The sequence below is a fragment of the Bacteroides mucinivorans genome (assembly GCF_034654355.2).
Taxonomy (GTDB): Bacteria; Bacteroidota; Bacteroidia; order Bacteroidales; family Bacteroidaceae; genus Bacteroides; species Bacteroides nordii.
Map to the genome: position 1 here is coordinate 3,683,455 of NZ_CP178179.1, position 14,941 is coordinate 3,698,395.

12 protein-coding genes are annotated in these 14,941 nt (G+C 39.6%); 5 read left to right on the forward strand and 7 right to left on the reverse strand.

Features of this window, described 5'->3' with window-relative positions; translation table 11 throughout:
• Nucleotides 1-3: 3 nt before the first annotated feature.
• The 3 genes from VCM39_RS14280 to VCM39_RS14290 all read right to left on the reverse strand — a co-directional run bounded on the left by VCM39_RS14280 (nt 4) and on the right by VCM39_RS14290 (nt 3,061).
• On the reverse strand, nt 4-381 hold the full coding sequence (locus tag VCM39_RS14280) for a DUF3244 domain-containing protein (protein WP_322934155.1): 378 nt from the start codon (nt 379-381) through the stop codon (nt 4-6).
• Nucleotides 382-545: 164 nt separating this feature from the next.
• The gene (locus VCM39_RS14285; RefSeq protein ID WP_322934156.1) at nt 546-2,288 is read right to left on the reverse strand and encodes a hypothetical protein; all 1,743 of its coding nucleotides are present in this window, start codon (nt 2,286-2,288) and stop codon (nt 546-548) included.
• 44 nt (nt 2,289-2,332) lie between these two features.
• Nucleotides 2,333-3,061 carry a DUF4369 domain-containing protein gene (locus VCM39_RS14290; protein ID WP_221649083.1) on the reverse strand — a complete coding sequence of 243 codons (729 nt, stop codon included), beginning with the start codon at nt 3,059-3,061 and terminating at the stop codon, nt 2,333-2,335.
• A 230-nt stretch (nt 3,062-3,291) separates the two neighbouring features.
• On the opposite strand from VCM39_RS14290, the gene VCM39_RS14295 reads away from it, so the two are divergent.
• The 3 genes from VCM39_RS14295 to VCM39_RS14305 all read left to right on the forward strand — a co-directional run bounded on the left by VCM39_RS14295 (nt 3,292) and on the right by VCM39_RS14305 (nt 9,006).
• Nucleotides 3,292-4,542 (forward strand): anaerobic sulfatase-maturation protein, encoded by a 1,251-nt coding sequence (locus tag VCM39_RS14295; RefSeq protein WP_322934157.1) that lies wholly within the window; start codon nt 3,292-3,294, stop codon nt 4,540-4,542.
• Between the two features lie 30 nt (nt 4,543-4,572).
• Nucleotides 4,573-6,738, forward strand: a complete 2,166-nt coding sequence (locus VCM39_RS14300; protein WP_221648813.1) for a S46 family peptidase — start codon at nt 4,573-4,575, stop codon at nt 6,736-6,738.
• 105 nt (nt 6,739-6,843) lie between these two features.
• On the forward strand, nt 6,844-9,006 hold the full coding sequence (locus VCM39_RS14305) for a S46 family peptidase (RefSeq protein ID WP_322934158.1): 2,163 nt from the start codon (nt 6,844-6,846) through the stop codon (nt 9,004-9,006).
• A gap of 123 nt (nt 9,007-9,129) precedes the next feature.
• On the opposite strand, the gene VCM39_RS14310 is transcribed toward VCM39_RS14305, so the two are convergent.
• The 4 genes from VCM39_RS14310 to VCM39_RS14325 form a co-directional block, all read right to left on the reverse strand.
• A complete protein-coding gene (locus VCM39_RS14310) occupies nt 9,130-11,796 on the reverse strand; it encodes a DEAD/DEAH box helicase family protein (RefSeq protein ID WP_322934159.1) in 2,667 nt (888 codons plus the stop codon).
• A gap of 78 nt (nt 11,797-11,874) precedes the next feature.
• On the reverse strand, nt 11,875-12,057 hold the full coding sequence (locus tag VCM39_RS14315; protein ID WP_002561762.1) for a type II toxin-antitoxin system HicB family antitoxin: 183 nt from the start codon (nt 12,055-12,057) through the stop codon (nt 11,875-11,877).
• Nucleotides 12,054-13,178: a glycosyltransferase family protein gene (locus VCM39_RS14320; protein ID WP_221648816.1), complete on the reverse strand. Its 1,125-nt coding sequence runs from the start codon at nt 13,176-13,178 to the stop codon at nt 12,054-12,056. Before VCM39_RS14320 ends, VCM39_RS14315 begins: the two co-directional genes overlap by 4 nt.
• Nucleotides 13,175-13,981 (reverse strand): UDP-2,3-diacylglucosamine diphosphatase, encoded by an 807-nt coding sequence (locus VCM39_RS14325; RefSeq protein WP_289294020.1) that lies wholly within the window; start codon nt 13,979-13,981, stop codon nt 13,175-13,177. The genes VCM39_RS14320 and VCM39_RS14325 overlap by 4 nt, the downstream gene beginning before the upstream one ends.
• Nucleotides 13,982-14,149: 168 nt before the next feature.
• Between VCM39_RS14325 and trxA the strand changes: the two genes are divergently transcribed.
• Nucleotides 14,150-14,455, forward strand: a complete 306-nt coding sequence (gene trxA, locus VCM39_RS14330; RefSeq protein WP_007484901.1) for a thioredoxin — start codon at nt 14,150-14,152, stop codon at nt 14,453-14,455.
• A gap of 2 nt (nt 14,456-14,457) precedes the next feature.
• Nucleotides 14,458-14,928 (forward strand): thioredoxin family protein, encoded by a 471-nt coding sequence (locus tag VCM39_RS14335; protein ID WP_221648818.1) that lies wholly within the window; start codon nt 14,458-14,460, stop codon nt 14,926-14,928.
• Nucleotides 14,929-14,941 lie beyond the last annotated feature (13 nt).

The window sequence follows — 14,941 nt, forward strand, 5'->3', positions numbered from 1 at the left end:
GGATTACATTAATGTAAAGTTGCCATAAACATAACCATCCTTTGAGTTTCTAAATTCTATTGTATAAGTACCAGCATTGTAATCTTCTACAGGAATAGCAAGTGATTGCCCACAAGCAGTTACCTCTATAGAAGAGGTGTACACATTTTGAGCGGCATTCTTTATTACTATATTCACATCACCTACAGGAGCAGTAAATTCAACAATCAAAACATTTCCTTCGAAAGTTGCTTCAATAGGAATAGCAGGATCTAACGAACGACTGCCAGCTTGAGAAAACTCTCCTTTTAATACTAACCCATCTTCAAGAGGAGTACCAGCAAAAACATTGCTCATCATAAACAATGCTACCAATAATGACATAAACAAACGTGATTTCATAAATATACTGTTTTTTGTTTCTCCAAATGTACGATGTACTGGCGAGAAAAGCAAAAAAACGACCCGGACAATTTGAGTAAGTCCAACAAGAAGTAAACAGCTATATATCAAATAATTATAGAAAATAAAAAATTATCGACCCGGACAATTGGAAATTTATTTTCTTAGTAATTTCGTATAAAATGGTCTAAATCCTCCTGAGCTGATATATTTAAGCGTTTTTTCAATCTACCTTTAGCTTTAGTTATAGAGTCAGATGTAGTGAAAAAGACACGTTTTAACGCATCATTAGTAAAACCAAACTTCAATAAACAACAAATTTCAAGATCATGTTTAGTCAATGCAGGATATTCCTCCTGCAGGCGAATAAGCATATCCGAATACAAATAATTAAATAAGTCAAATAAACATTCCCAATCCGGGCGGGAGAGTTCTCCTTTCACAGCACCAGACTTTAACGAAAGTAACATACGGAATGTAGATATATACCTCGCATCAATAGGAGAACAGGAATTATCAATATCACCACCCAATGTATTCAAACGTTCTGTTAGCGTTTTATTCTGTCCTTGCAGAAGCAAAACTTTTCCATTCAATTCTCCAATCTTAGTACGATAATCTTCTGATTCACTTTGCAATTCCTGGTAATTTACCAACTCTTCCTGATAGAGTGCTATCTCTTCTCTGTTTTCAACGATCTGCTTTTCAATCTCTTGGATTCGTCTCTTATTACGGCGCTGTCTATAATAAAAATAATAGGCACCAAGAAAAACCAAAAAGGACAATAAGAAACAAACCCAAACAATCGTTTGATTCTTAATCTTCAACTGAAGGTTTTCGTTTTGCAATTTCTCATTCTCATATTTCTTCTGTAAACTCGCTACCGTTTCTCTTATCTCTGCTTTTTGAATTTCTCTATTTAATGAATCAGACTTCTCTTTATATCCTATAGCTTCCCAAGGATTCTTACGTAATTTTTCTAATTCAAAAAGTAGTCTATAAGTATCTGACTGCGTATAAACATTGTTAGCTTCTACTGCTTTCTTCAGATATATTTCTGCCGCTGTTTTATTATCCATCAACAGATAGTTATAACCTAATGATAAGTATATTTCAGAAAAAAAAGATTTTCCTCCTTCTACTTTAAGAGCCTGTAGCAAATAATGCTCAGCTTCCCGATAATCCTTTTTCATGCGATAAAACATTCCTAACTCCTGAAGGATGGTTAACTCTAACTTACATCTAGAATTATGAGCTAGTTCCAAAGCTTTTTGATAATAGACATATGCACTATCTGAATTTGCACCCACAGAAAGGTAATATCGCCCAATATTTCTGGATGCATAACTCATACAACACGTATCACTAATTATACAATAATAACGTAGTGCATTCTGATAATTCAAAAGAGATTCGTCTGCAAGATCCTGATTCCAGTTCAATGTTCCTATTTCCTCCGAAATAAGTCCCAACATTCTGTACTCCTTGCTCCCTTCGAATATACTTCTGGCCTTCAAATAATACCTCATGGCATCTTCCGGACGATTCAGCTCTTTCATTACCCTACCATAATAGAAGAACGCCTTTCCTTTAGCTATCCAATTCTCATCATGAGAACCATAATATCCTACTGCAATTGCAATCAAAGAATCCGATTCCGGTTTAATGTAGTTTTTGTCCATAGCTTGTGTCATCAATAAGCTATAGTCTGCCTGGGCTTTACCATGTAAAACTTCAGGATTGGGTATACGTTTTAGAAGATTAAGAGCACTATCCGGGGCTACCTCCATGCATTTTTCAACCAAAGATAGTGTTTGAACGACTGAATCGGGAGTCGTCTGGCAAGAAATTACCCATAAGGATAGAATGAGCAAAGACAAAAAATGATAAGTAGTACGTCGTAACATGTCTATATTGAGTTTTGTGCAAAAATACACAAAAAACTCTTAGATCAGTTACTTACAGCAGCGTTTTGTTCCAAGCGTTGGTGTTCCTGAATAAGTTGCATGTTCTCTTTTGCCTTAGATACAAACTCCTTCACCATTTTATTCATTTTAAAAGAATAAGGAGCATCTTTCATTATATCCTCTATTTGCGGAGTCATTACGGGATAAGGAAGATTACTACAGAGCATCAAAAAGACACTGGGACCTAACACTGTTTCATAATTATCAGATATAAACGACTTAACATACTGATTCATCTCATTGATCAGTGCTTCACCCTCCTTCGTCAACTGCTCATGAATATCAGCAAGATCAGCACCCTCCATTACCATGCGAGCTTCTTTATGTTCTAACTCCTCAATCTTCACATCCATGGCATTTTTCTTATCTATAAACTCATAAAGAGCATCGTTAAGAGGAGTACCCTTGGCAGCCAGTTCTGTATTGGTAATTGTTATTTTAATATCGCCTTTTTCAATCACTAAAGGCATAATAGCCTCATCATCCATATAGAGAGTAGCCATCACCACAGAATCCACAGCACCTTTCATTGAAAACAATCCATGAATAACCTCTGCCGAATCAAGCTTTATCCATTTTCCTTCCTGCAATGTTTTTATAAACAACATTCTTCCATCAAGGCTGCTTACCGATGACGAACCTTCTATCTTATACTTGCGACCACAGGAAGTAAAGACGAGAAGCAAAAGCAATAAAGGCAAAAATTTACTCACACGCATCTGTTTGTAGGTTTTCATGTTGCAAAGGTACAACGGATTCAGATTTGAATGAAACATTTTATCAATATTTAAAACTTGTAAGACTCTTTTCTTTAATAATCCTTATAAACACCAGTTTTGGGTATGTATTTTCATTTAGTTTATCTAAATTTGCAAGCTATGACTTGACAAATAGTCAACATTAACGGTTCTGATTCATAATTTATAATTCATAATATAATAGAATGTCAACTTACGCACCCTTTGCCAAACCGCTCTACGTGATGCTAAAACCCGTTGGAGCAGTGTGTAATCTCGCATGTGATTATTGTTACTACCTGGAAAAGGCTAAATTATATAAAGAGAATCCCAAACATGTAATGAGTGAAGAACTTCTGGAAAAGTTCATTGAAGAATATATTAACTCTCAGACAATGCCACAGGTACTTTTCACATGGCATGGTGGAGAAACATTAATGCGTCCTTTATCTTTTTATAAAAGGGCAATGGAACTACAGAAAAAATATGCCCGAGGACGTACAATAGATAACTGCATACAGACCAATGGTACTATGCTGACGGACGAATGGTGTGAATTCTTTCGTGAAAACAACTGGCTGGTAGGCGTGTCTATCGATGGTCCACAGGAATTCCATGATGAATATCGAAAAAATAAGCAGGGAAAACCTTCTTTTATAAAAGTAATGCAGGGTATCAACCTGCTCAAAAAGCACAAAGTGGAGTGGAATGCCATGGCGGTAGTAAACGACTATAATGCAGACTATCCACTGGAATTTTACCGTTTCTTCAAAGAGCTCGATTGTCATTATATACAGTTTGCTCCTATCGTAGAACGTATTTTCAAGCACACTGACGGACGTCACCTGGCTTCACTTGCTGAACAAGAAAGTGGTGAACTTGCAGACTTTTCCATTACGCCGGAACAATGGGGTAACTTTCTATGTACCTTATTTGACGAATGGGTAAAAGAAGATGTAGGAAACTACTATATACAATTATTTGATTCAACACTCGCTAATTGGATTGGTGAACAACCCGGTGTTTGCTCTATGGCCAAGACTTGCGGCCATGCCGGAGTAATGGAATTCAATGGAGATGTATACTCTTGCGACCACTTTGTATTCCCTGAATATAAACTGGGGAATATTTACAACAAGACTCTGGTAGAGATGATGTATAGCGAAAAGCAGAATGCCTTTGGACAAATGAAGCAAAGCTCTCTCCCAACTCAATGTAAAGAGTGTGAGTTCTTATTTGCCTGTAACGGAGAATGCCCAAAGAACCGTTTTGTAAGAACAGCAAGCGGAGAACCCGGACTGAACTACCTTTGCAAAGGTTATTATCAATTTTTCCAGCATGTAGCACCCTATATGGATTTCATGAAAAAAGAGTTGATGAATAAACGTGCTCCGGCAAATATAATGGAAGCCTTAAAAAGGGAGAAGGGAGAATTGAGAAGGGAGAAGAAAGGATAAATCATAATTTATAAATCATATATCAAAAAGATGAATAAACTAAAACTTTATGTACTGGCGCTAATGGCGCTAATCGTTTGTTCCGTTAAAGCGGACGAAGGAATGTGGCTGTTACAACTGATGCAGCAGCAAAACTCCATCGACATGATGAAAAAACAGGGATTAAAGCTGGAAGCAACTGATCTCTATAACCCGAATGGAGTATCTCTGAAAGATGCAGTAGGTATCTTTGGTGGTGGATGTACCGGAGAAATTATCTCGCCGGAAGGACTTATCCTGACTAACCACCATTGCGGATATTCGTCTATCCAACAGCATAGTTCGGTAGAGCACGATTATCTGACAGACGGTTTCTGGGCTACTTCAAGAGATAAGGAATTACCAACTCCGGGATTAAAATTCACATTTATCGAACGAATTGAAGATATTACAGATCTTGTAAACCAGAAGATAGAGTCTAAAGAGATCACAGAAGCTGAATCTTTTACTCCGGAGTTTCTTAATAAACTTGCAAAAGATCTCTATGCAAAGAGTGATCTGAATGAAAAGCCAGGTATTGTTCCACAGGCTTTGCCGTTCTATGCAGGTAACAAATTCTACATGTTTTATAAGAAGGTATATCCGGATGTACGTATGGTAGCTGCTCCCCCCTCATCAGTAGGTAAGTTTGGTGGTGAAACGGATAATTGGATGTGGCCTCGCCATACCGGCGATTTCTCTATGTTCCGTATCTATGCAGATGCCAATGGCGAACCAGCTGAATACAGTGCAGACAATGTACCTTTGAAAACCAAAAAACATCTTTCTATCTCTTTGAAAGGACTGAAAGAAGGTGATTATGCCATGATTATGGGATTCCCCGGAAGTACCAGCCGTTATCTCACAGTTTCGGAAGTAAAAGAACGTATGAACTCAATCAACGAACCACGTATTCGTATACGTACAGCTCGTTTGAACATATTGAAGGAAGTAATGAACGCCAGTGATAAGACCCGTATCCAGTATGCCAACAAATATGCAGGTTCATCCAATTACTGGAAAAATTCTATCGGAATGAATAAAGCCATTATTGATAATGATGTGCTGGGTACAAAAGCAGAACAAGAAGCACGTTTTGCACAATTTGCCAAAGAAAAAAACAATGCAGCCTACATGAATGTAGTGAAAGAAATTGATGATGCGATAGCCATTACCGCTCCTCTCACCTATCAAGGTACTTGCCTGACAGAAGCTTTCTTTGCTGCCATTGAATTTGGAAGTCCTTATCAGATCATGGAAAAACTGGAAAAAGCACTGGAAGAAAAGAATGACTCTGCCGTTAACGCTAATATCAAAATTCTGAAAGAAGTCTTTGCCAAGATTCACGACAAAGATTATGACCACGAAGTAGATCGTAAAGTAGCCAAAGCTTTGTTCCCGCTTTATGCTGAAATGATTCCGGCAGAACAGCGCCCTAACTTCTACAACACGATTGAAAAAGAATATAAAGGAGATTATAACAAGTTCGTTGATGCAATGTACGACTCCTCTATTATGGCTAACCAGGCTAACTTTGATAAGTTTATCAAAAAGCCAACTGTAAAAGCCATCCAAAAAGATCTGGCTACTCAATATTCACGTGGAAAATATGAAAAACTGATAGAACTCAGATCAGCACTTCAGGCTGAAGATGAAAAGCTGGACTCACTGCATAAGATCTATATCCGTGGCCTGGGCGAAATGAAACTCCCTGTTCCTTCTTATCCGGATGCCAACTTCACACTACGTCTGACTTACGGTAATGTGAAGCCTTACAGCCCAAGAGACGGTGTATTCTATAAATACTATACCACAACAGATGGTATTCTGGAAAAAGAAAACCCGGAAGACCGCGAGTTCAATGTGCCTGCAAAACTGAAAGAGCTGATCGAAAAGAAGGACTTCGGACGTTATGCAATGCCTAATGGTGATATGCCAGTCTGCTTCCTTTCAACCAATGACATCACCGGTGGTAATTCCGGAAGCCCTGTGCTGAATGAGAACGGTGAGTTGATTGGTTGTGCTTTTGACGGCAACTGGGAATCGTTGAGTGGGGATATCAATTTCGATAATGACCTGCAACGTTGTATCAACCTGGATATCCGTTATGTTCTCTTCATCCTCGATAAACTTGGCGGATGCGGACACTTAATTGATGAAATGACAATTGTAGAATAATTATTCAATGTGCTAATATGCCAATGTGCCAATTGCTCTTCAGCATAACAGCGCAACTAATTGGCACATTGACATATTGGCAAATTAGCACATTATTATATATAAATGAAAAAACAATTATTAATAGCTGCCCTCTCTCTTGTGGCCCTTACAGCACATGCCGACGAAGGTATGTGGATGCTGACCGACTTACAGGCTCAGAACGCTGCTGTTATGAGAGAACTCGGACTGGAAATTCCGATTGAAGAAGTATATAGTCCTAATGGAATTGCACTTAAAGATGCAGTTGTCCACTTTGGTGGCGGCTGTACCGGAGAGGTTATCTCGGCAGAAGGATTAGTATTGACTAACCACCACTGTGGATATGGTGCTATCCAGCAACACAGTAGTGTGGAACACGACTACCTGACAGATGGTTTCTGGGCAATGAACCGGGATGAAGAACTTCCTTGCGAAGGACTGAAAATTACTTTTATCGACCGTATACTGGACGTCACACCATACGTCAACGAACAATTGAAGATAGATAAAGATCCTGACGGAACCAATTATCTGTCTCCCAAATACCTGGAGAAAGTAGCCGATCGCTTTGCCAAAGCAGAAAATATCGAAGTAACCCCGGCAACCAAACTGGAACTGAAAGCCTTCTACGGAGGCAACCGTTATTATCTTTTTGTTAAAACGGTGTACAGTGATATCCGCATGGTAGGTGCCCCTCCTTCTTCCATCGGTAAGTTTGGTGCTGATACAGACAACTGGATGTGGCCTCGCCATACCGGTGATTTTTCATTGTTTCGTATCTACGCAGATAAAGACGGTAAACCGTCTGAATACTCCAAAGACAATGTTCCATTGAAAGTGAAAAAACATCTCACAATCAGCCTTGCAGGAATACAGGAAGGAGACTTTACTTTCGTTATGGGATTCCCCGGACGCAACTGGCGTTATATGATTTCCGACGAGGTAGAAGAACGTATGCAGACCACCAACTTCATGCGTCAGCATGTACGCGGTGACCGTCAGGAAGTATTAATGGAACAAATGTTGAAAGATCCTGCCGTGCGCATTCACTATGCCAGTAAATATGCTTCATCCGCCAATTACTGGAAGAATGCTATTGGTATGAACGAGGGGTTAATCCGTCTCAAAGTACTGGATACGAAACGTGCACAACAAGAGCAACTATTGGCTCGCGGACGTGATAAAGGAGATGATTCTTACCAGAAAGCATTTGACGAGATACGTTCTATCGTTGCTCATCGTCGTGACGCCATGTATCACCAACAAGCCATCAACGAAGCATTGGTAACAGCTCTGGACTTTATGAAGATACCGTCAACCAAAACACTGTCAACAGCATTACAGAAAAAAAATAAAGAAGAAATTCAAAAGGCAACTGAAGAACTGAAAATCGCAGGTGAAAAGTATTTCGCTTCTGTACCTTTCCCCGAAGTAGAGAAACTGGTAGGTAAACAAATGCTGAAAACTTATATGGGCTATATACCCCAGGAACAGCGAATCAGTATATTCAAAGTGATAGACAGCCGTTTCAAAGGAGATAGTGATGCATTTGTAGATGCCTGCTTTACGTATTCTATCTTTGGAAATAAAGAGAATTTTGAAAAGTTCCTTCAAAAACCCAGCCTGAACAAAATAGACAAAGACTGGATGATTCTGCTCAAACATTCTATCACCGACGGATTGATGCAGACAGCATTGGCAATGCATGATGCTAATACAAACTATGATGCTGCCCACAAAGTATGGGTGAAAGGTATGATGGATATGCGTCAGGAAGCAGGTATTCCTATTTATCCGGATGCCAACTCTACACTGAGACTGACATATGGTAAAGTAGCCTCATATGAACCGGCGGACGGAGCAGTATACAAATATTATACAACTCTGAAAGGTGCTATGGAAAAAGAAGACCCTAATAACTGGGAATTCGTTGTACCCGCTAAGTTGAAGCAATTATACGAAGCAAAAGATTATGGACGCTATGCTATGAAGAATGGTGAAATGCCTGTTTGCTTCATTGTAGATACTGACAATACAGGAGGAAATTCCGGTAGTCCGGTATTCAATGGCAAAGGTCAACTGATAGGTACCGGCTTTGACCGTAACTATGAAGGATTGACAGGAGATATCGCCTTCCGTCCCTCTTCTCAGCGTGCCGCTTGTGTAGATATCCGCTATACTCTCTTCATTATTGAAAAGTATGCGGGAGCTTCACATATAATCAAAGAGCTGGATATTAAAGAATAATTATATAATGTGCCAATATGTCAATGTGCCAATGGGCTGCGCTATTACACTGCACAGCTTATTGACACATTGGCATATTGGCACATTAGCATATTAGCACATTGGCACATTGAACCATTATTACTACCGCCATTTACTCACCGTCTCCGACTTATCAGCGAATTGTGCTGCCAGAGATTTTATACGAGCTTGCAATAAAATCTTCCTTCCATCTTGTATACGAGTATACACCAACTCGTTATTTCCAACCAATCTCCTCCATTGAGTACTCAAATAAGCGGCCCACTCTTTTTTACGTCCTATCAACTCGGGCACAGAGTGATAATCTACCTGAGCCGTGTGAAACAAAGAATGACTTTTACGAATAATAAGATAACGGGGACTATTCACAACAGAAACAAGCTCTGAAAGTGCATTAATAAACATCGATTTTTCATAACGCGTACCTCCTTCCAAATGGCAAAGCACAGCACCATCCTCATCGAGTTCCGAAACCACAGTCACTTTCTCTGATTTTATCACGCCTGCCCTGGCAAGTGCCAATGCCAATGCTTGCCCTATCTTATGAATGTCTTTTGATATATCCCGATAACGGATGTACAACCAGAAAGCCTTCCACATTTCACGTCCGAAAAGAAACAATCCGGCAAGTCCTATAATCACCAACACAAATTGTAACTCTTCCACCCGCCGAAAACGTATTTTGAACAAACCATACAAGACTTCCTGACCAAACATCAATAAACCGGAGGCAAGACTGCTCAATAAATAAGATATAGTACGATTCAGATACAAATGCTGCAATTCATGTGTATGCCTGCATTCTGTATCACGCGGTATCTTTATTTCCTCTACCAGACTGACACCATTGCCCAACGCCCGTTCCCACTGATCTTTCAATTTTTCACGCTGAGAAGCACGTAGAAAAGCCCTGTCATTGGCTGCATCTATGGCTTCTGTATCGGAAAAGTCAGCAGGCAATCCCAACCGGCTAATTCCATTTTCGATTCCTCCTGTTTCGAGATAAGATATTCCCACAAAACTGCGAAAACGCCTTTTCAACATTTCTACATCATTTCCCCCATCTGAAACTGTGGGATCTACACAAACCAAATGCCAGATATTACTCGCTTTCTCCCTGTTTCCCTTTTCCACGCGAATAGCACGCCCTCTCATCTGATTGGATAACACAAAAGAACCGACAAAGCTGGCCAATACCAATGAATTCAGAACCGGTGCATCCCATCCTTCCCCCAACAGCGACTTAGTACCTATCAATATCTCTATACCACCTTTCTGAAACACATCCGTCACTATTTTCACAACATCGTTTTTCAGCCCTTCAGTCAGCGCCACTTGTATGTATCCGGTATCGTAAGGTAATGGATTATAAGTAAGTTTCGTCACTCCCCTGCTTTCTGCACAAGCCTCAAACAACTCGCAGGCAGAAACGGGCAGAATAATAATACTCCCTGTCAGCACTCCTATTTTCATGTGTTCAGAGTTCGTTCTGCGAAGTTTCTCAAAAATGGGTATTACCCCCAACTTATTAAGTTCAAGGGTATTCTCCCCGGCATTGACAAGAAACTCTTTACGAATAAAATCAGTGAGTACTACCAATCGTAATCCTTGTCCCAACTGACGATATTCAAAATTCACAATCTGATAAATACTATTCAGCTTTTCAATACTGGTGCCCAACAATGAGGTGATCTCTTTGTTTTGCAAAAAAGTTATCTGCCTATGTTCCATTACCCCATGACGTAGTAAGCGGTGTTCAAGTTCTTCCTGGTGTTTCTCAAATCCGGTGAACCTATCTCTTTCTTTCAGCAGATAAAACTCAAGTAATACTTGTGCCCATTGATAGTCAAAGACTGGAAAATCGGGATGTTTGTCTCCCAAAACGTCAAGATGTTCGGACGAAACAGAGAGCCCGGCAGTATTCAGAAATATAAGTAAAGAAGAGTAGTAAGGCATATTACTGTAAATCCAGTCGAGATTCTTATTCGGCTCAGTCCATACAGACAGAGAAATCATGGCACGAATCAGTTCTTCATCTTGCTTGATCTCCTGAAAAAGCGCATATACCTGATTGCGATATTTATCGATCACTTTATATTCTTCGGCAGAAGGACGCGAAAAACAGACACAATCCTGATGAGGGCATAAGTCTCCTTCGATAATCAGTTCCGGAACAGTAATCTCTGTATCAATCGGACCATTCAACTCAATATAACGTTGCCATTCATTGACAGATACATCATAAGGTGGAGTAGCGGTCAGTCCCACAAGAGTCGGTTTCAATTCTTCTTTCAGACTAATCAACGTAGTCCACCATTCATTTTTCAGATGATGGGCTTCGTCCACAACAACGGTCTGTATTCCCTGTTCACGAAGTAATCGGACAATCTCCCTCATACAACTACCCGAACGACAATTATCTTTAAAGTCATTACAGGCTGCATGTAACCCCTGATAAGTTGAAACAGTAAGAAATGAAGGATGTCTAATGTCACATGATATCCACTCCGGTATAACCTCTGTCTGCAGAAAAAGTTCACAGAAACGATCGATCCACTGATTGCGTACTGCAATAGTCGGCGCTAAGATTAAAGTAGGCTTATTGATTCGTAACATCACCTCAAGTCCGAGTACTGTTTTTCCTGATCCGGGAGGTGCTACTACATGCAAAGCGTTGTTATCCAGAAAGTTTTCAAGTTCGGCAAGAACTCTCACCTGATAATTTCGCCATGGATATTTAAATTTAATTCCGGAAGGAAATGTATTCATAATGTCGCTAACCCTTATTAAGTATCATGTTATGCCTTCAAAGGTATACTTTTTTAAGGAGTAACAGGTAATGAATCGTCAAATAAATTCTTCTACCAGATACATTTCATCAATCAAATCTTCCATTGATTGCTGTAAATTATCGACTGCTTCTTCAGGGGAATCTCCATACGCATTACATTGAATATTCACGGCAAGCCAAGCGTAATAACCGCCATCAGATGTACGCTCAAGCACATAATCTGTTTTATCCAGTTTCATATCGGTAAATAATTAGTAAGTGTTGGTATATTTATTACTGACTGATGATCAATCAGATTTTCGAGTTCACAGATAATATGCCGTTCACTGCTACGTGCCCAGTAAATAAATTCACGACTAGGACAATACTTGCCGGCAAAGCGAAGCAAGGGTTCAAGTGCAAACGAGTCACCCACAATACCGGCACCCGCACGAGCTGCATCATAAGCATTGCAATCTTGTTCAATATGGGCTGGTACCATCAATACGGGTTTACCCAAATACATGGCCTCGCAAATAGACTCAAAGCCTGCGGTACTGGCATAAGCACGACATCCTGCCATATAATTAAGAAATTTCACATCATCAAGCTGATGAAAACTCAACGTCTCATCCATCCGAGTCACCTCCTCTGTATCTGCCTTGTCCCAGAAAAAATGTAAAGGTACTTCCGGATGAACTGAATGAAAAGCTTTCACACTATCAGAGAAACCGGCATTGACCATATAACCATGAATATAATTTCCTGTTTCGGGACGAATAGCAATTACCTCCTGTCTGAGCAGAGGAGGAACTACAACAAGATTATTTTCTCTGTCTTCGGGCATTTTACGGAAAGAGAGAGCTAAACGCTTCTTCGCTTTCAAGCTCGTCATCCGTGTAAAGAGGCGCAGCATGAATAATTGAACAACATCTTTCTCCGGAAATTCAAACTCCCGGTGCAGAAACAAATACTGATGCCCAATACAAACGTACGGAACAGAAGGGCGGAAGAACATATAGGTAAGCCCGGTTAAAAGTTCGTAGAAGTTGATTACTACTTCCGCCCCTGTTTTCCTGATCCGTTGGTTTATATAACACATACTACGGACATATTCCGGTAAGTGTATAAGATTGTAAGCTAAGCTTTTTTTCAAATTAGCACGTTTATTATCGGGCGAAGGTAAAAAGTTAGGACTGAGAAAACGTTTCACCGGAGCCTTTATATTCCGGTTGAAAAAGCCCGGCAAAGTACGCGACGAGCTTTTACCCACAAGCACTTCTACTACCTCGTGCCCATTGCGCCGTAACATATCTTCGAGAGTCAACGCTTGTGTAAGGTGTCCTCTCCCTTCTCCCTGAACAATAAATAAAAATCTCATGAGGCTATTGTTATTTGTTTGGTTTCCCCTTCTTCCTGTTCTTTTTCCGGCGTCAGTACATTATCAAAGTAACGCACACTCCAGTTTCCTTCCTCATCTTCTGTCAATGCTGAAAGTGACTCTACCCAGTCACCGGAATTCAGATAATGAATTCCATCATAACAAGTATTGGCAGGATGATGAATATGACCACAAATTACTCCGTCACACTTTCTGGCCTTTGCCAGTATTACCAGTTCTTTTTCAAAATCAGAAATATAAGAAACGGCTGATTTCACTTTATTCTTGATAGACTGGGATAGTGAATAATAAGGTTTTCCCTGTTTCATTCGCCGGGCATTATACACTTTGTTAAGCCAAAGTAAAAATGTATATCCGGTATCGCCCAGTTTAGCCAACCACTTCATTTGAGTAGTTATTCTATCAAAAACGTCACCATGCGTCACATAATAACGTCTACCGTGACTTTCGTAGATGCAGTCCTTAACAATCTGTATATTATAAAAGTTCAGTGGTGCCAGATTATCAAGAAAGTCATCATGATTACCACGAACATAAATAACCTGGGTACCGAAGTTCTCCATCATCTTCATGATAACTTTGAAAAAATCCGTATGTTTAGCCTTCCATTTACTTAAACCGCTTTTTTTCAGATGCCACCCGTCAATAATATCTCCATTCAATATCAGACGGTCACAATTGATTGATTTAAGGAAGCGGGTCACCTCCTCTGTTTTGGAGTGCTGAGTTCCCAGATGAATATCTGAAAGAACCACTGTAGGATAATACGTGCGTAAATGCATAACATTTCAGTTTTTCGATATGCAAAAGTCCATATTTCACATTACAAGCTGATGTCTTTACAGTTACTATTTTATGAACAAAATCAGTTTTTCGGCGTTATATATCTAAAATAGTAATTATATTCGCAGCCCGAAGAGGCTGACAATTCATTTTAAGAAAGGAAAATTATGGAAAAATTTGATGAATTAATACAGTCACCGGTCCCGGTTTTAGTAGATTTTTTTGCAGAATGGTGTGGTCCTTGTAAGGCAATGAAACCAATTCTTGAAGAAGTAAAAGCTAAGATAGGAGATAAAGCCCGCATCGCTAAGATTGATGTGGACCAACATGAACAACTGGCAGCAAGATTCCGTATACAGGCCGTACCTACATTCATACTATTCAGTAATGGAGAAGCTGTATGGCGTCACTCCGGAATGATACACGCCAGTGAATTAACAGGAGTTATTGAACAGTATTCACATAAAAATTAAGAATGAAGAAGGTATTAGCTATGGTAGCTTTTGTCATGGTCAGCGTAATTATTTACGCTTTCAATGATGGAAGCAAGATAAATGCAGATCAACAAGGTAAAGAGGTAAAAAGCGGTGAAGTAATCGTAATGAATAAAGATATGTTCATTAAGGATGTATTTGATTACGAGAACACCAAAGAATGGAAATACAAAGGTAATAAACCTGCCATTATTGATTTATACGCAGACTGGTGTGGTCCTTGCCGAATGACAGCACCTATCATGAAGTCACTGGCAAAGGAATACGACGGCAAGATCGTAATTTATAAAGTTAATGTGGATAAAGAAAAGGAATTAGCAGCTTTGTTTAATGCAACAAGTATTCCTCTCTTTGTATTCATCCCAATGAATGGAGAGCCACAACTTTTCCGTGGTGCAGCAGATAAAGCCACCTACAAAAAAGCAATAGACGAATTCTTGTTGAAGCAGTGAGTAGTGATAAGTG

Coding starts and splice junctions, on each gene's coding strand:
- VCM39_RS14280 (WP_322934155.1), bottom strand. CDS start 381: ATGAAATCACGTTTGTTTATGTCATTATTGGTAGCATTGTTTATGATG.
- VCM39_RS14300 (WP_221648813.1), top strand. CDS start 4,573: ATGAATAAACTAAAACTTTATGTACTGGCGCTAATGGCGCTAATCGTT.
- VCM39_RS14310 (WP_322934159.1), bottom strand. CDS start 11,796: ATGAATACATTTCCTTCCGGAATTAAATTTAAATATCCATGGCGAAAT.
- VCM39_RS14295 (WP_322934157.1), top strand. CDS start 3,292: ATGTCAACTTACGCACCCTTTGCCAAACCGCTCTACGTGATGCTAAAA.
- VCM39_RS14320 (WP_221648816.1), bottom strand. CDS start 13,178: ATGAGATTTTTATTTATTGTTCAGGGAGAAGGGAGAGGACACCTTACA.
- VCM39_RS14335 (WP_221648818.1), top strand. CDS start 14,458: ATGAAGAAGGTATTAGCTATGGTAGCTTTTGTCATGGTCAGCGTAATT.
- VCM39_RS14315 (WP_002561762.1), bottom strand. CDS start 12,057: ATGAAACTGGATAAAACAGATTATGTGCTTGAGCGTACATCTGATGGC.
- VCM39_RS14325 (WP_289294020.1), bottom strand. CDS start 13,981: ATGCATTTACGCACGTATTATCCTACAGTGGTTCTTTCAGATATTCAT.
- VCM39_RS14285 (WP_322934156.1), bottom strand. CDS start 2,288: ATGTTACGACGTACTACTTATCATTTTTTGTCTTTGCTCATTCTATCC.
- VCM39_RS14305 (WP_322934158.1), top strand. CDS start 6,844: ATGAAAAAACAATTATTAATAGCTGCCCTCTCTCTTGTGGCCCTTACA.
- trxA (WP_007484901.1), top strand. CDS start 14,150: ATGGAAAAATTTGATGAATTAATACAGTCACCGGTCCCGGTTTTAGTA.